The following is an 18,887-nucleotide window of genomic DNA, read 5'->3' on the forward strand; positions in this document are numbered from 1 at the left end:
GCACGTCAGGATCAGTAGATGCTGAACGGGAAGTACTTGTCGTTGATCTTCTTGTAGGTGCCGTCAGCGACGATTTCCTTGATAGCGGCGTTCAGCTTGTTGCGCAATTCGTTGTCACCCTTGCGCACCGCGATGCCGATTTCGTCGCTTTCTACCACTGGGTCGCCTTTGAACTCGTAGTTCTTGCCGGCATCGCTTTTCAGCCAGTCGTAGTTGGCGTACTTGTCGGCCAGGATGCCGTCGACGCGACCGGAGGTCAGGTCCAGGTAGGCGTTTTCCTGGGTGTCGTAGAGGCTGACCTTGATGTCGTCACCGTAGGTGTCTTCCAACCAGGTACCGGCCAGGGTCGCGCGCTGGGTGCCGATGGTCTTGCCTTTGAGGTAGGACTTGTCGGTCTTGAAGTCGACGTTTTTCGGCGCGATGAATTGCAGCTTGTTGGAGTAGTAGCGGTCAGTGAAGTCCACGGCCTGCTTGCGCTCGTCGGTGATCGACAGCGAAGACACCAGGAAGTCGAACTTCTTGGCGTTGAGGGCCGGGATGATGCCGTCCCAGTCAGAGGTGACAACTTCGCACTCGACTTTCATCTTGGCGCACAGGGCGTCGCCGATGTCTTTGTCGAAACCGACTACCTGGCCGCTGGCATCCTTGTTGTTGAACGGCGGGTAGGCCGCCTCGATGCCCATCTTGAGTTTTTCGGCAGCCATTGCGTTGGCCGAGAACACCAGAGTGGCGGCAGCGGCCAGGATGAATTTCTTGTAGTTCTGCATGCGGGTAGCTCCGTTAGCGGTTGCTGGACATGAATTGTTTGCAGCGCGCCGAAAGCGGGTTTTCAAACACCTGCTGTGGCGATCCTTGCTCTTCTACCAAGCCCTGGTGAAGGAACACAACTTCACTGGAGACCTGACGGGCGAAGCCCATTTCATGGGTGACCAGCAGCATGGTGCGGCCTTCTTCGGCCAGGGCGCGGATCACGTTTAGTACTTCCTGAACCATTTCCGGGTCAAGTGCCGAAGTGGGTTCATCGAACAGAATCACTTTGGGCTGCATCGCCAGGGTGCGGGCAATGGCCGCGCGTTGTTGCTGGCCACCGGACAGTTGCGCCGGGTACGCGTGGCGTTTATCGGCGATGCCAACCTTGGCCAGCAGGGCTTCGGCGACTTCGATGGCCTCGGCCTTGCTCTGCCCCAGCACGCGGCGCGGTGCTTCGATAATGTTATCGAGCACGCTCATGTGCGGCCACAGGTTGAAGTTTTGAAACACAAAACCGATTTCGCTGCGCAGGCGGTTGATCTGCCGGCCGTCGGCGGCCACCAGCTCGCCGTTTTTTGCCGGCTTGAGCTTGAGTTCTTCGCCAGCCACCAGGATCTGCCCCTGGTTGGGGTTCTCCAGGAGGTTGATGCAGCGCAGGAACGTGGACTTGCCGGAGCCGGAGGAACCCAGGATCGAGATCACGTCGCCGTCGCGTGCGGTCAGCGAGACGCCCTTGAGCACCTCCAGCTGGCCGTAGCGTTTGTGCAAGTTGCGGATTTCAAGCGCGGGCGTGGCCTCAGCCATGTACGGTCCTCATTGTGTTCGGTTGTGCCTGTGCTGTTGGGCAGCCTTCCTGGCGAGGCGCCAAGCTAGCATAGCGTTGGAATGGCGGCCAACAGCCCCACGGGGTGCACACGGGAAGTGGTGCGCGGTTGTCGCATCGACGCAGCAGACTGTCGCGCCATCAACAACCGAACATCTGTTTGAAGCCATGTTTACGTGGGGGGAGCGTAAAAAAAGGCGCGATGGTGCCAGCTTTGGCCGGGTGTTGGAAGCGCTAAGCGGACATTCGTTCCTGATCGGCGCGTTTATTGTGCACCAGTGGTTTTTTCTGTGTGTTTTTGGTGCGCCGATTCATCCGGTGGCTGGATGGCACGTTAATGTTCTGGCGAAGTGCTATTAACATCAATGGCTTAGCATTGGAGCTCGGTCTTTGTGCAGGCCGCGGAATGTGAGGTCATGACAGATTTTGGCGCAATTATTTCGCGCGCAATAAGAAGCGCCCTGTTGGTTTATTTCAGGCGGGGTGGACCCAGTCTTCGACGCGCAATCCCGGAACCCGCTGGAATTCACGAAGGTTGTTGGTTACCACAATGAAACCTCGGGAGCGTGCGTGGCCGGCGATCATGTGGTCATAGGGACCTATGGGGGTTCCGGCTTTTGCAAGTTCCGAGCGAATCATTCCGGTGTGGGCAGCGGCTTCATAGTCGAACGGCAAGACGTCAAGACGAGCCGCCAGCCCCTCGATAATGGCGAGGTTCTTTTCAGGTGCGGCCGATTTTTCCGCACCGTAGATCAACTCCATCAGAGTGACCGCGCTGATGCACAATTGCCCGTTATGACGATTGAATGCTTCGCGCACTATCTGGGGTTTGTTCTTGATGGTGAAAATACAGATATTGGTGTCGAGCATGTATTTGAGCATCAGAACAACTCGCGCTCTTGATTGGCCGGCTGCTCACGGTCTGCCATAAAGTCATCCGTCACCGTTTCGCCATCGAACCAACTGTCCCAGGCTTCTCCGGCCGGGGTGATGAGACGCGCACGGCCAATGGCAATGACCTCAACGCGCTTCACATCGGCGGGCATCGCGACTGCCTTGGGCAAGCGGACAGCCTGGCTGCGATTGCTCAGGAAAAGGGTGGTTTGTTCCATGAGTCTCCTCCATTTGTGGTGCTGTCGAGGCTTAAGAATAGATTTTGGGCGGGATATGTCAATGGGATATACAGCTGTCCGATCGACGGGTTGTACGTGCACGCATGGTAAAGACTGCTAACGAAAAACGGCCGCTGTCAGGGGTGACGAGCGGCCGTTCTGATTAGCGGACTGCAGGGTTTATTCGGCCTTTTCGTCCGGTTCGCCCAAGGATTCGCGGTAGCTGTCCAGGGCATTGCCGAAGTCGCTGATGAACTGCGGCTCGGTGAGCCAGGCCTGGGCGGTTTCGCGGTCCATGCCGTCGGCCCACATGCGGTAGTCGATCAGCATGTCGGCGGCCAGGTGGGTGGCGGCCATGGCTTCGTTCTCGGCGTTTTCCATGTCGAGCAGATCTGGGTGCTCGTTGATGATCTCGCTGAGGTTCGACAGCAGGGTCAACAGCATGTCATTGCGGCTGGTGGCCTCTGCGGCGTGCATCTTGCTGAACATCGCCAGGGTGTACTCGGGGATCGGCGCGTCCAGGTGGCCTGTCTCGTCATCCAGTGCCAGCGGCTTTCTGCCGACCATGCGGATCTGCTTGGCCTTGGCCTTGGCGCGTTTGGCGCGTTTTTGCTGTTTGTTCGGGGATGCCATGTAATTCAGTTCGCTTTCTGTTGAGTGTTGGCCGCGATGGCGTCGGACGCCGCCACGTAGTCAGCCTGGAAGGCTGGCGATTCGATCCACGCCAGGGCGCCGGCTTCGTCGGTCTCGGTGGACCATTGGCGATATTCGATGAGGGCCGCCAGGATGAAGTCCATGGCACCTTCTTCGCCTTCCTGCTCGTACACCAGTTCCAGCAGCGGGTCTTCGAGGAAGGCGCTGCACAGGGCTTGCTGGCTGGTCTTTTCGGCGTCGATCATTTTCTTGAACAGCTCGGTCAGGTCGACTGACTCGAAGTCGATGCGATCGTCGTTCGGGTCCAGGTCCACCGGCGCGGCCGCGCGTTGGGTGCGGTTCTGCTTGGCCTTGGCTTTGGCGCGGGTGGCGCGTTTTTGCTGCTTGTTCGCGGATGCCATGGGCGTCGTTCCGTGTCTCGTCGAGAGGGTGCAGGCCGGTCAGCTACGGGGGACTCGCCGCCCGGGATGATCGGGGGCCAGTTCGCCATGTTGCAGCCAGGACAATGCAATGGGCCATAGTGTGGCTTGGTATGGGCTGCGAAAAAAGCCGAAATGTCCGACTTGTTGCTCGCCGATGTCTTGCGGGGCGATTCGCAGGTGAGTGTTGGCACTGCGGGTGAAGTAGCCCAGCAGGCGCTCGATGGCGGCAACGGTGCCGTAGGGATCGTCGCTGAGGCTGATTGCCAGGGTTTTCGCGGTAACGGCGACGAAAGGTAGCTGGCCGACTTTTGCGGCAAGCACGCGGCCGCTGGGGCACTGCTCGAAGCGCGGCGCGGATCGGCTCCAGTCGCGCACCACGCCGGCCGGAGTGTCTTCCAGCCAGCCCAGGCGTTTGCCGGGGAAGTAACCGCAGAGCCAGGTCACCAGCGGCATCACCACATGCCACTTGCCGAACATCCGCCAGCGCAGGTCCGGGGTGTAGTCGCGCCAGTAGGCAAACTGTGCACCGACGGTCACCAGGCGCCGGATCAGCGGCCCCGAGTTCGCCAATCCCGCGGCACAGCCGCCAAAGCTATGGCCGACAACATCGATGGGCTGGCCAGGAAACTCGCGCTGGGAACGCTTGAGCATGGCCTCGAAGTCCAGGTGGCCCCAGTCCGACCAACTGGCGTCGAGGTTTTTCAGCGAGGCTGGGCGCGACTCGCCAATACCCCGATAGTCATAGGTGATGACGTCGCAGCCATGGGCGCACAGGTATTCGGCAAAGCGCGAGTAGTGGCGGCAACGCACCGAAGTGGCGGCGTTGATGATCACCACTGCCCGGGACTGGTCGGTGCCGGCATGCCGCCAGGTGAAACCACCCAGGGCAAAACCGTCGGCGGCGGGCTCCCGGAAGGAGGTCATAAGCGGCTTGGCCGGCAGTTCCAGCTCGATTTGAGTCGGTGTCAGTGAAGGGCTTTCCTGCAAATTCATTGGCGCGCAACCTTTGCGGGTAGCTGCCAACCATAGTCTGCCTTTGGCGGGTCGACAATCCGTCCGGGTGGTCAATGGTGTCGGTTGATCAGCCGTTGCTCGAGCATGACCCGCTCACGATCCAGTTCCGCACGCAGTTCCTCCTCGCTGGGCAGCACCAGTTTGTACTTGCTGGCGAATAGCTGTTCGTGACCTTGCAGCATGGAGTAGCGGACCACCGACTCATCCTTTTGTGCGCAGAGGATGATGCCCACGGTGGGGCTGTCTTCCGGACCGCGCTTGAGGTCGTCATACATGCGCACGTACATGTCCATCTGGCCCACATCCTGATGGCTCAGTTCGCCACGCTTGATGTCGAAGATAACGAAGCACTTGAGCAAGTAGTTGTAGAACACCAGGTCGATGTAGAAGTCTTTGCTGTCGGTGCTGATGCGTTGCTGGCGGGCGATAAAGGCGAAACCCTTGCCCAGTTCCAGCAGGAAGCCTTGCAACTGATTGATCAAGGCTTGTTCCAGATCGGTTTCCAGCACCGAGCCGGCATTGGGCAGGCCAAGAAACTCCAGCACCACCGGGTCGCGGATGAAATCCCGGGGGGTGGCCGGCAGTTGCTGGATATGGGTCGCGGCTTCCTGCTTCACGGTCGAACGATCGCGGCTGGCCAGCAGGCGCTCGTAGTAGAGCGTGCCGATCTGGCGTTCCAGGGCCCGGGTCGACCAGTTCTGGGTGGCGGATTCGATCATGTACCAGTGGCGGGCGTGGTCGTTTTCGACGCGCAAAAGCCTGCGGTAATGAGACCAGCACAATTCGGAACGCACTGCGTTCCAAATTGGGAAAGTTTGGTAGAAGTCTCGCATGTACCGCAGATTGCGCTCATCAAAGCCTTTACCAAACTCCGCCGTCAGCACACTCGCCAGCGTCGCCAGCAGTTGCTTGCCATACCTCGCTCGCCTGGCGCCTTGCTGCTCGAACTCGACGATATGCCGCCCGATCTGCCAGCAGGTCTGCACCTGGGTGGTATCGACTGCGCGCAATACTTTGCGCCGCGCCTCGCGGATCAGGTCGCCGAGACTACCCAGCAGTGAGGCAAGTTGTGGCTCCTGGGACTGGGGTTCGATGGCGCTCATGAGGGGCTCCGCGTTGGGAAGAACAGGCGGGAGAGCTTCTCAGTCGTGGGGTGGGACTGGATGCAGGGCGGGGCCTGGAAGTCTGCAGGAAAGACCTGTAGTTGCGCTGGAATTCCGCCAGAGGGGGCGAAGTTCGACAGGTGAGTCCTGTAGTCCTTTTCGTGGTTGGCTCAAGTTCAAATCAGTCTGAAACTTGGTCGTGCTGGCGGAAATCGAAAAGGGATAACGATTGGGTTCTACAGAGCCCGGGAGTTGTCATCATGAAACGTGTTCGTTTGTTCCTGTTACCACTCGCGGCGGTCGGTTTGTTGCTGTTCCCCGTGCTGGCGCAAGCCGCCAGTTATGAGCCGATCGACAGCGCCGGGGTGCAAGCCCAGCCACAGCAGCAAAACGGAATTACCTACCTGTCAGGCGGCATCGGCCTCGACGAGTCCCGAGCCATTGAGCAGGCCCAGGGCTACAACCTGCACATGACCTTTGCCGTGGGCCCGCAGAACCAATACACGGCCGATGTCGATGTAGTGGTGCAAAAGGCGCCAGGGCAAGCCGTGCTGACGCTGGATAACGCCGGTCCCCTGGTCTACGTGAAGCTGCCCGCCGGCAAGTATTCGGTGATCGCCACGCGCAATGGCGAGGAGCGGCGTGATACCGCAGATGTTGGCAGTGGCGGGGCAAGTAATCTGGTCTTTCACTGGAATGATGCCCAGTAGCTGCCTGCAGTCGTCCCGGCCCTGTCACTGAGGACAGGGTCGTGGTGGTTCAGGGTTTGCCAGGCGCGTCTGGTGCCGCCAGCCTGATGGAGAGGATGACCGCACTGGGTACTTTGACCTTGATCTCCTGATCTGCAAATGACCACTTGATCACGCTAAGGCCACCCATCGACCAGACCACGTGAACGTGGTTCAGGGCGCAATCGGCCTTGACTCCATAGCTCTCGATCGCCTGGTATTTCTCGCAGAGCTCTTTGCTCAGCAGTACCTGCTCTGCCTGATAATTGCCGAGCCCCAGGGCGCTGATGATTTTCCCGGGCAGTACGCTCCAGGTATTGGCCCCAAACATCAGCAGGAGGGCCAGCAGTGGGCTGACGATCAGCACATGGCGCTGGTTTTGCCGGATCACGGCTGTAATGACCGTGAGGAGTATCAGCAAGGCCAAAAAGCACACGGCCATGAACGGGTATTCGCCCAGGGTTTTGACCATTCCGGGGGCTCCCCTGGCCAGGGCTGTCGTTGCCAGTAGTGCGACGAGGTTGCCGGTAAGGAATGTCAGGAAGGCTGTGATGGCGAACTTCAGCCAGCTATAGGACGGTAGTTCGTAGTTTTTTTGCAGGGGTAGGCCGAACGCGATGCCGATCGCCAGTGGCCCGGCCAGCAAGCCGAGGGTAAAGGCGTGGCCGTCCTGTAAAAAATACAGAGCCAGCCACAAGACGGCGAGGCTGCAGAACCCGGGGGCGAAAAAATAGCGGTTGATCAGGCGTCGGTCGAGATTTGTCTTGGGAGTGTTGCCGTTGATTCGATACTTCAGCTCTTCATCCACGGGTTTGTCGCTGAAGAATACTTCTGACCAGATCCACCCGGGGGCGGTGAAGCCAAAGCCGATCAGCAGCACGATGACGCACCCCATGAGGGCTGCTGCCGCCAGAAGCGATACGAAGCCGAACAGGTCGAAGTCGGGGTAGAAGTGGTTTTGGCCAAAATAGATCAGGAAGATCAGGAAGCCGAAAGCCAGGGAGGCGAAGTGGAACAGCTTCCAGTTGTGCTTTTCGATGAACTTGAAAACCTTGTCCAGGGCCTGGAAAGGTTCGGATGGGCCGGGGTTGCCCGTGCTTTGCCTGTCCATGCGTAGAGGTGTCCTTGTGAAGATGCGGGTACGGCGACGGGCTATTTGAGCATCTTCAGTTTTCTACGGGCATAAAAAAACCCTGAATCTTGCGATTCAGGGTTTTCGGTATTTGGTGCCCAGAGACGGAATCGAACCGCCGACACGGGGATTTTCAATCCCCTGCTCTACCGACTGAGCTATCTGGGCAACGGGGCGCATTAAACTGGTTTTTCAGGGGGTCGTCAAGCAAGTTTTCAAAAAAATTTTAATTATTACCGTCGCTTACGATCCGACCCCGGTATCTACGCAATTACTCAGCAGGCGGCACGTAGCCTTCGGCTTTGGCGTAATCCTCGCCGGAGAAGAACTTGTCCATCTCGCCCTGAAGATATTTGCGATCTTCGGCGTTCATCATGTTCAAGCGTTTTTCGTTGATCAGCAGGGTCTGGTGTTTTTGCCAGTCGGCCCAGGCCTTTTGCGACACGTGGTCAAAAATGTCCTGGCCTTTGGCTCCCGGGAAGGGCGCGCGCTCCAGGCCCGGCAGTTCTTCGTTGTACTTGCGGCACATGATGGTGCGGGTCATGACGACTCTCCTGCGTTCAATACGTCGGCCGCGCGCTTGAGCAGTTTTTTCACCGGGGCGGCGAGGCCCAGGCGCGGCGGGGTGGCGAGGTTATACCAGAGCCAGTCGGCCTCGGCCACGTGATGGCCGGCCTCCTCGACCTGAACCAGCCAGGGTTCGATGGCCAACTGGAAATGACTGAAGGTGTGGATCAGGTTCGCCAGCTCGGTGTGTTTGCCCAGTTGCAGCGAGTGTTGCAGGGCCAGGTGCTCCAGGTCGCCGAGGTCATCCAGCTCCGGCAGGCTCCATAAACCGCCCCAAAGGCCGGTGGAGGGGCGCCGGTAAAGCAGGATGGCGCCGTCGCGGTTGGCCAGCAGCGGCATCAGCGTACGTTTCTGGGGTACGGTTTTGCGCGGCTTGGGGATCGGGTAGCGGGTTTCCAGGCCGAGCATGTGCGCTTCACAGCCCTTTTCCAGCGGGCACAGCAGGCAGCTTGGCTTGCTGCGGGTGCAAAGCGTTGCGCCCATGTCCATCATCGCCTGGGTGTAGGCGTTGACGCGGTCGTGGGGGGTGAAGCGTTCGGCGGTGGCCCACAGCTGCTTGGCAACCTTGGGCTCGCCTGGATAACCCTCTTGTGCGGTAAAACGCGCCAGCACCCGCTTGACGTTGCCGTCGAGGATCGGCGCCCGCAGGCCCATGCTCAGGCTGGCGATGGCGCCCGCGGTGGACAGGCCGATACCCGGCAGGTCGGTGAGTTTTTCCACATCCTGGGGGAATTCGCCGCCGTACTGCTCGACGATGATCTTCGCGGTCTTTTGCAAATTGCGCGCGCGGGTGTAGTAGCCCAGCCCGGTCCACAGGTGCAGCACTTCATCTTCCGGTGCGGCGGCCAGGTCCTGGACCGTGGGCAACGACGCCATGAAACGGTCGAAGTAGTTCAGCACAGTGCTGACCTGGGTCTGCTGCAGCATGATTTCCGAGACCCACACCCGGTATGGGGTGATGCCCTGTTGCCAGGGCAGGTCATGGCGGCCGTGGCGGTCGTACCAGTCCAGCACCGCCGTTGAAAATTGCTCGGCTCTCATCGTTTGAACAGCCCCTTGAGCGCGTTCTTCAGTTCCGGGCTGACTTTGTCGCCGAGTTTTTCATCGATTTTCTCACTGAGCTTGTCGCCGGCCAGTTTGCTGGCGACCTGGCCGAGGCGCTCGTTGTCCAGGCGGCAGGCCTTGGCGCCGAGCTCCAGTGGGCCGCGGCAGCGCAGCGGCCACTCGATACCGACGAATTTCTCGCCAACCTGGCAGGCCGGGTCCGGCATGTCGCGCTGGTCGCCTTCGACAATGATGCCGACGCGGTAATCCATGCCCAGCACGCGCAGGTCGACGTCGCCGTTGCCGTTGACGGTCATCCCCGGGATACGCACTTTCAGGTCTGGATTGCTGGCGACGCCATTACGCAAGGTCAGGTTGCCCTTGAGTTCCTGGAACGGCGTGTCCTTGCCCCGTGGCTCGCCGCTGAGGGTCTTGCGGTTGAGGGTGGCGATGCCTTTGCACAACTGCTGTTCGAGGTTGGCGTTGAGCAGCACGCCATTGTTGATGACGAAGCTGGCGTTGCCGTTGAGGCTGTCGATCAGAGTTTTCTGGCTGTTGCCGTTGGCGGTGAGCTGGCTGTTGAGCGTGATCAGGCCCTTGACCGGTGGGTTTTTGCCTTGGCTCTCGAGAATTTTTTCCGCAGGCACCCGGTTGATCGCCGTCTGCATGCTCAAGGCCGGCACCGGCTGGCGCACATCGAGGGTGCCCTTGGCGTTGAAGGTGCCGTTGTACAGCTCGCCACTGAGGTTTTGCAGGGTCAGCAAGCCGCCCTGGCCGGTGGCCTTGAGGGCTGCGTTGTGGATTGGCAGTTGGCTGAGGGTCAGTTGGCCGAAGGTCAGGTCGGCGTCGAGGTCGAGCTTGCTCAGGCGCTCGGCCGGGATCAGCTTGTCGTTGCTCCACGCACCTTTGGTCGGGGCGTTCGGCAGGGGCGTGCTGCCGGCGCCGGCCAGGGCATCGGCTTCGGTGCTGCTGACTTCCGCCTGGCGGGCCACCGCTGCACTGTTGGCATCGGCGGACTTGGGCGGCAGGTAGCGATCAGCGTTGAAGGTGTCGGCCTTGAGCTGCACGCGCAGCGCTTGTTTGGCGAAGTCCTCGACGGCGATGCGGCCACTGAAGGTGCTGTCGTCGAGTTTCAGGTTGATGTTGTCCAGCGACAGGCTGGTGGGGGTCGCGGCCAGGCGGCTGACCAGTTCGACTTTGCTCAGGCTGCCCTCGGCCATGGCCGGGAGTTTCTGGCCGATGCTGTCGACAAACTTGGCCAGGTCGAACTGGGCGATCGACAGGGCGCCGCTGATTTGCGGGGTCTTGTCGAGGTCATTGGCCTTCAGTTCACCGAGTGCGCGCAATTGATTGACGGACAGCTTGATGCCCGTCCATTCGGCGACGTTCGCCGCTTTATCGAGGAATACCTGCCCTTGGGCGGCAAAGGTTACGGCCTTGCCTTGCAGCGGTTCTCCGGTCAGTTCGCCTGACAGTTTCATGTCTTCGAACTTGTAGCGCTGCAGCGCGCGTTCGAAGCGCAGTTCGCCATTGAGCTCGGTGCGCACCCGCAGTGCGGGTTGGTTACTGGAGAGGAACGCGGTCAACTTGACGTCGATATTGGTCGCATCGTGCACGGGACCGGTGCTCAGCTGGATGCTCTCGGCGGTGAATTGCTTGCCGGTGCGCTCGTCGGTGTACTCCACCCGGGCGTTATTCACGGTCAGGCTGTCGATATCGAGGCGAATCGGCTGGGCGGGTTTCTCTGTCGGGACCGGAGCGCTGGCAGTGGTGTCGCTGCTGGTCGCCGCTACCTCGGGCTGGCCCGCGACCGGCACGGCCTTGCCGATGTCTTCCCAGTTGCCGTGGCCATCCTTGTCGCGGTTCAGGCGCAGGTTCAGGCCTTCGACCCGGACGTCGCTCATCTGTACTTCGCGGCGCAGCAACGGCAAGACCCGCACCGAAAGACCCAGCATCTGCAGGTCGGCGAACGGTGCCTTGGGGTTGCTCAGGGTCGCGACACTGGCTTCGTGCAGTTCCAGGCCGAGCCAGGGGAACAGGCTCCAGCCAATGTCGCCATTGAGCGTCAGCTCGATGTGGGCCTTGTCGCGGGCAATCTGGCGAATCTCGTCTTTGTAGTCATTGGGATCAAAGAAGTGGGTCAGGGCAAAGCCCAGGGCCACAATGACCAGCAACAGCCCGAGAAGTACCAGACCCAGGATTTTGCCGAACGCTTTCATGGGGCGAGTCCTTGTAGAGAGTCGAATTCGAAATTTAGCGGGGGAGTATAGCGCTCCGAAACTGACGACTGGTCAGTGACTGGTTTTTCTCTCACGGGCAAATGGTAATCTTCGCCCGTCCGCCTGCCTCGCTGCGACCGGTTGTCGCGCCAGACGCACCCTCACTCGATAAAACGGCCATGCCAATGTGCAAACAAGGCTGTGGGTGAGGAGTGGCGGGCGAACCATACTAATAATTGGGGGAAACACACATGAGCACGAGCACCGAGGCGGGCATTATTGCGCCCCCGCCGACGTTCCTGTCCAAGGAACGCATCATCGCCAAGCCCGGTTTCAACCGCTGGCTGGTGCCACCGGCCGCACTGGCCATTCACCTGTGCATCGGCATGGCCTATGGCTTTTCGGTGTTTTGGCTACCGCTGTCCAAGGCCCTTGGTGTGACCGCGCCCGTAGCGTGCGCGCCGGACATGAGCTTTATCGCCCAGGTGTTCTCGTCCCAGTGTGACTGGCCGATCTCGATGCTCGGCTGGATCTACACCCTGTTTTTCATCTTCCTCGGTTGTTCGGCGGCTATCTGGGGCGGCTGGCTGGAACATGCCGGGCCGCGCAAGGCCGGTGTGGTGTCGGCACTGTGCTGGTGTGGTGGCCTGTTGGTTTCCGCGCTGGGTATCTATACCCACCAGATCTGGCTGATGTGGCTCGGTTCCGGGGTGATCGGTGGGATCGGCCTGGGCCTGGGCTACATCTCCCCGGTGTCGACCCTGATCAAGTGGTTCCCGGACAAGCGCGGCATGGCCACCGGCATGGCGATCATGGGATTTGGTGGCGGGGCCATGGTCGGTGCGCCGCTGGCAGCCGCGTTGATGGGGCATTTCGCCTCGCCAGGCGGAGTCGGCGTCTGGCAGAGCTTCCTGGTGATGGCGGCGATTTACTTCGTGTTCATGATCGGCGGGGCGCTGTCGTACCGCGTGCCGCCGACCGGCTGGAAGCCTGAGGGCTGGACCCCGCCGGCGAAAAAAGTCGCCAACGCGATGATTACCCATCGTCACGTACACGTGAATGTGGCGTGGAAAACCCCGCAGTTCCGCCTGGTATGGCTGGTGTTGTGCCTCAATGTATCGGCCGGGATCGGCATTCTCGGCATGGCCTCGCCGCTGCTGCAGGAAGTGTTTGGCGGCAAGTTGCTGGGTAACGATTTGGCATTCGGTCAACTGGACGCCGGGCAACTGGCCTCGATCGCGGCCATCGCCGCCGGTTTTACCGGGTTGCTGAGTTTGTTCAACATTGGCGGGCGGTTCTTCTGGGCGTCGTTCTCCGACTACCTGGGGCGCAAAAACACCTACTTTGTGTTCTTCGCCCTGGGTTTTGCCCTGTATGCGCTGATCCCGAACCTCGGGCATCTGGGCAACGTCTCGCTGTTCGTCGCCGCGTTCTGCATCATCCTGTCGATGTACGGCGGTGGTTTCGCCACGGTGCCGGCGTACCTGGCCGACCTGTTCGGCACCCAGATGGTCGGGGCGATCCACGGTCGCCTGCTGACGGCCTGGGCGGCGGCGGGCGTGCTTGGCCCGGTGCTGGTGAACTACCTGCGTGAGTATCAGCTGAGCATCGGCGTCGAGCGCGCAGCGGCCTATGACATCACCTTGTACATTCTCGCCGGCCTGCTGGTGTTGGGGTTCCTCTGCAACCTGCTGGTGCGTCCAGTGGCAGACAAGTACTTCATGACCGACGCCGAGCTCGCAGCAGAACAGGCCCTGGGGCACGACAAAGGCGCCGACAGCACTACGGTGCTGGAGTGGAAGGCGTCGTCGGCCAGCGTGCCGTTGGCCGTGGCGGCCTGGCTGGTGGTGGGGATTCCGCTGGCGTGGGGCGTATGGGTGACCCTGCAGAAGACGGCAGTGCTGTTTCACTAGTCAACGCGCACTACCCGGCACACCGCGAACCCCGTCGGAGCAACGCTTGCTCGCGACAAACGGCAGCGCGGTGTGCCTGATACACCACGCTCGACAGCGCTCAGGCTCATACATGTCATGACAGGTATATCCCCGGCCACATTGGCTTCAACCGGTCAGGGATATCATTTGGCGTGTTTCTGTTTGCCGCCGCCGTGCCTATAATGGATGCCTTTTTCGCCCAATGATTTTGCGGAGCTGGTGATGGCCGAACGTATGGCGTCCGTCGAGCGCGACACTCTGGAAACCCAGATCAAAGCCTCGATCAACCTGGATGGCACCGGAAAGGCCCGATTTAATATCGGTGTACCTTTTCTTGAGCACATGCTGGACCAGATCGCCCGACACGGGCTGATCGACCTGGATATCGAGTGCAAGGGCGACCTGCATATCGACGACCACCACACCGTGGAAGACGTCGGTATCACCTTGGGGCAAGCCTTCAGCAAAGCCATCGGCGACAAGAAAGGCATCCGTCGCTACGGCCACGCCTATGTGCCGCTCGATGAAGCGCTGTCGCGCGTGGTGATCGACTTCTCCGGCCGTCCTGGCTTGCAGATGCATGTTCCCTATACCCGCGCAACCGTGGGTGGTTTTGACGTCGACCTGTTCCAGGAATTTTTCCAGGGTTTCGTCAACCACGCCAACGTCAGCCTGCACATCGACAACCTGCGTGGCACCAACACCCACCACCAGATCGAAACCGTGTTCAAGGCTTTCGGCCGCGCCCTGCGCATGGCCGTCGAGCTCGATGAGCGCATGGCCGGGCAAATGCCTTCGACCAAGGGCGTTCTGTAATGCAGACGGTCGCGGTTATCGATTACGGCATGGGTAACCTGCACTCGGTGGCCAAGGCCCTCGAACACGTAGGTGCCGGCAAGGTGCTGATCACCAGCGATGCCAATGTGATTCGCGAAGCCGACCGGGTGGTTTTCCCCGGTGTTGGCGCGATTCGCGATTGCATGGCCGAGATCCGTCGCCTGGGCTTCGACTCGCTGGTGCGCGAAGTCAGCCAGGACCGTCCGTTCCTCGGCATTTGTGTCGGCATGCAAGCCCTGCTCGAACACAGTGAAGAGAATGACGGCGTCGACTGCATCGGCCTGTTTCCAGGTGCGGTGAAGTTCTTCGGCAAGGGCCTGCATGAAGACGGCGAACACCTGAAAGTCCCGCACATGGGCTGGAACGAAGTGCAACAGGTGGTGGATCACCCGCTGTGGCACAACATCCCGGACCTGGCGCGCTTCTATTTTGTGCACAGCTACTACATCGCCGCCGGTAACCCGCGGCAGGTGGTCGGTGGCGGTCACTACGGCGTCGACTTCGCCGCTGCGCTGGCCGAAGGCTCGCGTTTCGCGGTGCAGTTCCACCCTGAGAAGAGCCATACCCATGGCCTGCAATTGCTGCAGAACTTCGCGGCGTGGGATGGTCGCTGGTAAATGGCCGTGAAGAAGAAGCCGCCGATCCTGACCCTCACTCCTGAACAGGAGAACGAGGCCAATCACAAGATCAAGCGCTTCATGGAGGACCGCTTCGAACTGGACCTGGGTTCGTTCGAAGCGGGCGAAATCCTTGAGCTGTTTACCCGCGAAATTGCTCCGCACTATTACAACAGGGCGATTTTCGATGTGCAGACACACCTCAAAGAGAGGTTTGAAAGCATCGAAAGCGACCTGTGGGCGCTCGAGAAAAACTGATTTCCGAGCAATGCTGAAAAATCGAATTTGAAGGTTTGCCAGATGCTGATTATTCCCGCTATCGATCTCAAGGACGGTGCCTGTGTACGTCTGCGCCAGGGCCGCATGGAAGATTCCACAGTGTTCTCCGATGACCCGGTGAGCATGGCTGCCAAGTGGGTAGAGGGCGGTTGCCGTCGTCTGCATCTGGTCGACCTGAACGGCGCGTTCGAAGGCCAGCCGGTCAACGGCGAAGTAGTGACCGCCATCGCCAAGCGCTACCCGAACCTGCCGATCCAGATCGGCGGTGGCATCCGCTCGCTGGAAACCATCGAGCACTACGTCAAGGCGGGCGTGAGCTACGTGATCATCGGCACCAAGGCAGTCAAAGATCCGGCCTTCGTCGCCGAAGCCTGCCGCGCATTTGCGGGCAAGGTGATTGTTGGCCTGGACGCCAAGGACGGTTTTGTCGCCACTGACGGCTGGGCTGAAATCAGCACCGTGAACGTCATCGACCTGGCCAAGCAATTCGAATCCGATGGCGTGTCTGCCATCGTTTATACCGACATCGCCAAAGACGGCATGATGCAGGGTTGCAACGTGTCGTACACCGCTGCCCTGGCTGCGGCCACCCGGATTCCGGTAATTGCCTCCGGCGGTATCCACAACCTGGGTGACATCAAGTCGCTGCTCGACGCTCGCGCACCGGGCATCATCGGCGCCATCACCGGCCGGGCGATCTACGAAGGCACCCTCGACGTTGCCGAGGCGCAAGCCTTCTGCGACTCGTACCAAGGCTGAGGACTGACCATGGCGCTGGCCAAACGCATCATCCCTTGCCTGGACGTGGACAACGGCCGGGTCGTCAAAGGTGTGAAGTTCGAAAACATCCGTGACGCCGGCGACCCGGTGGAAATCGCTCGTCGCTACGACGAGCAGGGTGCCGATGAGATTACCTTTCTCGACATCACCGCCAGCGTCGATGGCCGCGACACTACTTTGCATACCGTCGAGCGCATGGCCAGCCAGGTGTTCATTCCGCTGACCGTGGGCGGTGGTGTACGCACCGTGCAAGACATTCGCAACCTGCTCAATGCCGGTGCGGACAAGGTCTCGATCAACACCGCGGCGGTGTTCAACCCGGAGTTCGTCGGCGAAGCCGCGCAGCATTTCGGCTCGCAGTGCATCGTCGTGGCCATCGACGCGAAGAAAGTCTCCCTGCCGGGCGAAACCCCGCGCTGGGAAATCTTCACCCACGGCGGGCGCAAACCCACCGGGCTGGATGCGGTGGAGTGGGCGAAGAAGATGGAAGGCCTGGGGGCCGGGGAAATCCTCCTGACCAGCATGGACCAGGACGGCATGAAAAACGGCTTCGACCTGGGCGTGACCCGCGCCATCAGTGATGCCCTGGGGATCCCGGTGATCGCTTCCGGCGGCGTCGGCAATCTGCAGCACTTGGCTAACGGTATCCTCGAAGGTCACGCCAGTGCAGTGTTGGCGGCCAGTATCTTTCACTTCGGCGAATACACCGTGCCGGAAGCGAAGGCCTACATGGCGGCGCGCGGGATTGTGGTTCGATAAAGGCCAGTGGACAGCATGGCGGGCTCAAGGCAAGCTTGGGCACGCCAATGGATTGCGGTAGCCGACATGCTCAGACGCCTTTTCCTCGTTCTTGCCAGTACTTCGTTACTGTTCTGCGGCGTGCTACGGGCCGCTGAAAAAACCGATATCGACCTGGTCTTGCTGACGGAAAACTTCCCGCCCTACAACATGGCGAAGAACGGCAAAAACTTCGCTCAGGACGAGAACATCAATGGCATCGCCGTGGACATCGTTCGCGAGATGCTAAAGCGGGCCAACATCACCTACAGCCTGACCCTGCGTTTCCCCTGGGAGCGAGTCTACAAACTCGCCCTGGAAAATCCCGGATACGGGGTGTTCGTCATGGCGCGCTTGCCAGACCGCGAAAACCTCTTCAAGTGGGTCGGCCCTATTGGTCCGGACGACTGGATCATGCTGGCCAAGGCCGACAGCAAAATCACCCTGCAGACCCTGGAAGATGCGCGCAAATACAAGATCGGCGCCTACAAGGGCGACGCCATCGCCGAGACATTGGCCAAGCAGGGACTCAAGCCGATCGTGGTGCTACGCGATCAGGACAACGCGAAAAAACTGCTCAATGGCCAGATTGACCTGTGGGCCACCGGTGACCCTGCCGGGCGCTATCTGGCGCGCCAGGACGGGGTCACGGGCCTCAAGACGGTCCTGCGTTTCCATAGCGCGCAGTTGTATCTGGCGTTGAATAAAGACGTGCCGGATGAAACCGTCGCCAAGCTTCAGACAGCGCTGGATCAGCTGCGCAAAGAAGGCGTGGTGGACGACATCATGGCGAAGTATCTGTAACCATCACTTCGATACCACCTGAGACGGAGCGGCTGGCGTCGCGCTCAAGTACACGGCACTTGTAAACACGTTATTCAATGTCGCCCTTGTCAGGTGCTGTTCCTCAGAACTGATGCCAATAATGCAGAGTGCATGTGTGCCGTTTTGTGGCCCGATTTCAGTATTGATGTAAGCGTCTTCAGTGCTGACAGCGGCGCTGTAATTGTCGGGCGCCTTGCAGTCCCTGGCGTTATGGACCGTTTTGTAGCGATAGAAGGGCACCTCGAGGGAGAACCTGAAATCCCACGTAGGCAATATGAGCTGTCCGTCCGCATTTTGTGTTCTATGAACGTATGACTTGAGATTCCAGGGCTCCGAGACAGTCAGTTCGACCGGTTCCAGGGAACAGTCCGCCCCATCGCTGGTGAAGACACCGTCAATAAAGCACTTATGCAGAAAGTTGGCCGAGTAGCTGTAGTTGAAACGGGCTGCCTTGCAAGACGTCGAATGCTCACAACCAGGCGGTTCGGGTGTATTGCGCGAGACCGCGACTTTACTGACGATGCCGGTGATTTCATTGGTGCGGCGGTTCAGCATCGGGCTACCGGAGCTGCCAGCGTGAAGGTCGCAACTGTTTTTCATAGCCGAAGGGAACACCCCGGGGTGATCGATGAACGTTCCGGCGGTTTGTTCAGCACAGGCACTCAATCGAAGCCCTTGTTCGGTAAAGCCGCTCGGCGCGCCAATGTTAAGCGCATCCTGACTCTCGTAGGTTTGATGGGACGCCAGCTTGAGCGGGTTGACCCCGGCCTGTATCAGCGACGCCAATGTCGCGTCGACCTCCAGTACTGCAAGATCGGTCCCGACCAGACTGCTCCATCGGGCAGTTTGGATGGTGTATCGGCGCATACGCTGTGGCATGTCATGAAAGTAGTGGAAGGTGACGCTGGCCTTCAAAGGCAGATTGGTCCGCGCCGAACCGTACTGAAAGAACACGCAATGACCGCTGGTGAGCAGGTAAGCAGGGCCGCTGGCTTGGCCTTGTCTGTTACGCGTGTCCAGTAGAACGGCGCTGCAAGTCTCGCCCGATTGGAGACTGAGTCGTCCCACGCCGCTCCAGATTTCATAAAGATGTTCGCTGTTTTGCAGTGCCCTAGACGGTGAGTCGTTTACGGCGCCTTCGCCCAGATCGCGGGCCTGCACTGCGCAAATAGCTAACAAGCCGATCAGGCCCGCGAAGCTGAGGTGATTCATGTCCATTCCTTGGTGATGAAATTCAAGGTGAGCGCTCTCGCCGGCCCCCGGCGAGGTG

The 18,887-nt window shown here is 60.0% G+C and carries 21 protein-coding genes and 1 tRNA gene; 8 read left to right on the forward strand and 14 right to left on the reverse strand.

Going from position 1 to position 18,887, the window contains the following annotated elements:
* Positions 1 to 11: 11 nt before the first annotated feature.
* The 8 genes from QMK50_RS15435 to QMK50_RS15470 form a co-directional block, all read right to left on the reverse strand.
* A complete protein-coding gene (locus tag QMK50_RS15435; protein ID WP_095167398.1) occupies positions 12 to 767 on the reverse strand; it encodes an ABC transporter substrate-binding protein in 756 nt (251 codons plus the stop codon).
* A 13-nt stretch (positions 768 to 780) separates the two neighbouring features.
* A complete protein-coding gene (locus QMK50_RS15440) occupies positions 781 to 1,554 on the reverse strand; it encodes an ABC transporter ATP-binding protein (protein WP_095167396.1) in 774 nt (257 codons plus the stop codon).
* 493 nt (positions 1,555 to 2,047) lie between these two features.
* Positions 2,048 to 2,455 (reverse strand): type II toxin-antitoxin system tRNA(fMet)-specific endonuclease VapC, encoded by a 408-nt coding sequence (vapC, locus tag QMK50_RS15445; RefSeq protein WP_320333432.1) that lies wholly within the window; start codon positions 2,453 to 2,455, stop codon positions 2,048 to 2,050.
* Positions 2,455 to 2,685, reverse strand: a complete 231-nt coding sequence (gene vapB / locus QMK50_RS15450) for a type II toxin-antitoxin system VapB family antitoxin (protein WP_320333433.1) — start codon at positions 2,683 to 2,685, stop codon at positions 2,455 to 2,457. The genes vapC and vapB overlap by 1 nt, the downstream gene beginning before the upstream one ends.
* A gap of 180 nt (positions 2,686 to 2,865) precedes the next feature.
* The gene (locus QMK50_RS15455) at positions 2,866 to 3,318 is read right to left on the reverse strand and encodes a hypothetical protein (protein ID WP_159993196.1); all 453 of its coding nucleotides are present in this window, start codon (positions 3,316 to 3,318) and stop codon (positions 2,866 to 2,868) included.
* A 5-nt stretch (positions 3,319 to 3,323) separates the two neighbouring features.
* Complete coding sequence (locus QMK50_RS15460; protein ID WP_159993198.1) at positions 3,324 to 3,740, reverse strand: hypothetical protein; 417 nt, start codon at positions 3,738 to 3,740, stop codon at positions 3,324 to 3,326.
* Positions 3,741 to 3,779: 39 nt separating this feature from the next.
* On the reverse strand, positions 3,780 to 4,754 hold the full coding sequence (locus QMK50_RS15465) for an alpha/beta fold hydrolase (RefSeq protein ID WP_320333434.1): 975 nt from the start codon (positions 4,752 to 4,754) through the stop codon (positions 3,780 to 3,782).
* A gap of 71 nt (positions 4,755 to 4,825) precedes the next feature.
* On the reverse strand, positions 4,826 to 5,878 hold the full coding sequence (locus QMK50_RS15470) for a PDDEXK nuclease domain-containing protein (protein ID WP_320333435.1): 1,053 nt from the start codon (positions 5,876 to 5,878) through the stop codon (positions 4,826 to 4,828).
* Positions 5,879 to 6,138: 260 nt separating this feature from the next.
* Here QMK50_RS15470 and QMK50_RS15475 point away from each other — a divergent pair, with 260 nt between their 5' ends.
* The gene (locus QMK50_RS15475; protein ID WP_159993200.1) at positions 6,139 to 6,588 is read left to right on the forward strand and encodes a carboxypeptidase regulatory-like domain-containing protein; all 450 of its coding nucleotides are present in this window, start codon (positions 6,139 to 6,141) and stop codon (positions 6,586 to 6,588) included.
* A gap of 49 nt (positions 6,589 to 6,637) precedes the next feature.
* Here QMK50_RS15475 and QMK50_RS15480 read toward each other — a convergent pair whose 3' ends face one another.
* The 5 genes from QMK50_RS15480 to QMK50_RS15500 form a co-directional block, all read right to left on the reverse strand.
* Positions 6,638 to 7,717: a hypothetical protein gene (locus QMK50_RS15480; protein WP_320333436.1), complete on the reverse strand. Its 1,080-nt coding sequence runs from the start codon at positions 7,715 to 7,717 to the stop codon at positions 6,638 to 6,640.
* A gap of 113 nt (positions 7,718 to 7,830) precedes the next feature.
* Positions 7,831 to 7,906, reverse strand: a tRNA-Phe gene (locus QMK50_RS15485).
* 103 nt (positions 7,907 to 8,009) lie between these two features.
* Positions 8,010 to 8,282, reverse strand: a complete 273-nt coding sequence (locus QMK50_RS15490; protein WP_095167384.1) for an oxidative damage protection protein — start codon at positions 8,280 to 8,282, stop codon at positions 8,010 to 8,012.
* Positions 8,279 to 9,346: an A/G-specific adenine glycosylase gene (gene mutY, locus QMK50_RS15495; RefSeq protein ID WP_159993204.1), complete on the reverse strand. Its 1,068-nt coding sequence runs from the start codon at positions 9,344 to 9,346 to the stop codon at positions 8,279 to 8,281. Before mutY ends, QMK50_RS15490 begins: the two co-directional genes overlap by 4 nt.
* Entirely contained in the window at positions 9,343 to 11,568 is a 2,226-nt protein-coding gene (locus QMK50_RS15500) for an AsmA family protein (protein WP_320333437.1), read from the reverse strand. Before QMK50_RS15500 ends, mutY begins: the two co-directional genes overlap by 4 nt.
* Before the next feature lie 251 nt (positions 11,569 to 11,819).
* On the opposite strand from QMK50_RS15500, the gene QMK50_RS15505 reads away from it, so the two are divergent.
* The 7 genes from QMK50_RS15505 (at position 11,820) to QMK50_RS15535 (ending at position 17,596) form a co-directional block, all read left to right on the forward strand.
* Positions 11,820 to 13,481 (forward strand): OFA family MFS transporter, encoded by a 1,662-nt coding sequence (locus QMK50_RS15505; protein WP_320333438.1) that lies wholly within the window; start codon positions 11,820 to 11,822, stop codon positions 13,479 to 13,481.
* Positions 13,482 to 13,724: 243 nt separating this feature from the next.
* Positions 13,725 to 14,318, forward strand: a complete 594-nt coding sequence (hisB, locus tag QMK50_RS15510) for an imidazoleglycerol-phosphate dehydratase HisB (protein WP_095167520.1) — start codon at positions 13,725 to 13,727, stop codon at positions 14,316 to 14,318.
* Entirely contained in the window at positions 14,318 to 14,956 is a 639-nt protein-coding gene (gene hisH / locus QMK50_RS15515; RefSeq protein WP_159993210.1) for an imidazole glycerol phosphate synthase subunit HisH, read from the forward strand. Before hisB ends, hisH begins: the two co-directional genes overlap by 1 nt.
* A complete protein-coding gene (locus QMK50_RS15520; protein ID WP_095167374.1) occupies positions 14,957 to 15,214 on the forward strand; it encodes a DUF2164 domain-containing protein in 258 nt (85 codons plus the stop codon).
* A gap of 42 nt (positions 15,215 to 15,256) precedes the next feature.
* A complete protein-coding gene (gene hisA / locus QMK50_RS15525) occupies positions 15,257 to 15,994 on the forward strand; it encodes a 1-(5-phosphoribosyl)-5-[(5-phosphoribosylamino)methylideneamino]imidazole-4-carboxamide isomerase (RefSeq protein WP_095167373.1) in 738 nt (245 codons plus the stop codon).
* A 9-nt stretch (positions 15,995 to 16,003) separates the two neighbouring features.
* Complete coding sequence (gene hisF, locus QMK50_RS15530; RefSeq protein ID WP_320333439.1) at positions 16,004 to 16,774, forward strand: imidazole glycerol phosphate synthase subunit HisF; 771 nt, start codon at positions 16,004 to 16,006, stop codon at positions 16,772 to 16,774.
* Positions 16,775 to 16,840: 66 nt separating this feature from the next.
* Positions 16,841 to 17,596 (forward strand): ABC transporter substrate-binding protein, encoded by a 756-nt coding sequence (locus QMK50_RS15535; protein ID WP_320333440.1) that lies wholly within the window; start codon positions 16,841 to 16,843, stop codon positions 17,594 to 17,596.
* A 3-nt stretch (positions 17,597 to 17,599) separates the two neighbouring features.
* Here QMK50_RS15535 and QMK50_RS15540 read toward each other — a convergent pair whose 3' ends face one another.
* Positions 17,600 to 18,829, reverse strand: coding sequence for a trypsin-like serine peptidase (locus QMK50_RS15540; RefSeq protein ID WP_320333441.1), 1,230 nt, complete (start codon positions 18,827 to 18,829; stop codon positions 17,600 to 17,602).
* Between the last annotated feature and the right edge of the window lie 58 nt (positions 18,830 to 18,887).

It is taken from the genome of Pseudomonas sp. P5_152, from assembly GCF_033989915.1.
GTDB lineage: Bacteria > Pseudomonadota > Gammaproteobacteria > Pseudomonadales > Pseudomonadaceae > Aquipseudomonas.

Coding starts and splice junctions, on each gene's coding strand:
- vapB (WP_320333433.1), bottom strand. CDS start 2,685: ATGGAACAAACCACCCTTTTCCTGAGCAATCGCAGCCAGGCTGTCCGC.
- QMK50_RS15540 (WP_320333441.1), bottom strand. CDS start 18,829: ATGAATCACCTCAGCTTCGCGGGCCTGATCGGCTTGTTAGCTATTTGC.
- QMK50_RS15435 (WP_095167398.1), bottom strand. CDS start 767: ATGCAGAACTACAAGAAATTCATCCTGGCCGCTGCCGCCACTCTGGTG.
- QMK50_RS15490 (WP_095167384.1), bottom strand. CDS start 8,282: ATGACCCGCACCATCATGTGCCGCAAGTACAACGAAGAACTGCCGGGC.
- QMK50_RS15500 (WP_320333437.1), bottom strand. CDS start 11,568: ATGAAAGCGTTCGGCAAAATCCTGGGTCTGGTACTTCTCGGGCTGTTG.
- QMK50_RS15470 (WP_320333435.1), bottom strand. CDS start 5,878: ATGAGCGCCATCGAACCCCAGTCCCAGGAGCCACAACTTGCCTCACTG.
- QMK50_RS15475 (WP_159993200.1), top strand. CDS start 6,139: ATGAAACGTGTTCGTTTGTTCCTGTTACCACTCGCGGCGGTCGGTTTG.
- hisA (WP_095167373.1), top strand. CDS start 15,257: ATGCTGATTATTCCCGCTATCGATCTCAAGGACGGTGCCTGTGTACGT.
- QMK50_RS15520 (WP_095167374.1), top strand. CDS start 14,957: ATGGCCGTGAAGAAGAAGCCGCCGATCCTGACCCTCACTCCTGAACAG.
- QMK50_RS15465 (WP_320333434.1), bottom strand. CDS start 4,754: ATGAATTTGCAGGAAAGCCCTTCACTGACACCGACTCAAATCGAGCTG.
- hisH (WP_159993210.1), top strand. CDS start 14,318: ATGCAGACGGTCGCGGTTATCGATTACGGCATGGGTAACCTGCACTCG.
- hisF (WP_320333439.1), top strand. CDS start 16,004: ATGGCGCTGGCCAAACGCATCATCCCTTGCCTGGACGTGGACAACGGC.
- QMK50_RS15460 (WP_159993198.1), bottom strand. CDS start 3,740: ATGGCATCCGCGAACAAGCAGCAAAAACGCGCCACCCGCGCCAAAGCC.
- QMK50_RS15480 (WP_320333436.1), bottom strand. CDS start 7,717: ATGGACAGGCAAAGCACGGGCAACCCCGGCCCATCCGAACCTTTCCAG.
- hisB (WP_095167520.1), top strand. CDS start 13,725: ATGGCCGAACGTATGGCGTCCGTCGAGCGCGACACTCTGGAAACCCAG.
- QMK50_RS15455 (WP_159993196.1), bottom strand. CDS start 3,318: ATGGCATCCCCGAACAAACAGCAAAAACGCGCCAAACGCGCCAAGGCC.
- QMK50_RS15505 (WP_320333438.1), top strand. CDS start 11,820: ATGAGCACGAGCACCGAGGCGGGCATTATTGCGCCCCCGCCGACGTTC.
- QMK50_RS15440 (WP_095167396.1), bottom strand. CDS start 1,554: ATGGCTGAGGCCACGCCCGCGCTTGAAATCCGCAACTTGCACAAACGC.
- QMK50_RS15535 (WP_320333440.1), top strand. CDS start 16,841: ATGCTCAGACGCCTTTTCCTCGTTCTTGCCAGTACTTCGTTACTGTTC.
- vapC (WP_320333432.1), bottom strand. CDS start 2,455: ATGCTCAAATACATGCTCGACACCAATATCTGTATTTTCACCATCAAG.
- mutY (WP_159993204.1), bottom strand. CDS start 9,346: ATGAGAGCCGAGCAATTTTCAACGGCGGTGCTGGACTGGTACGACCGC.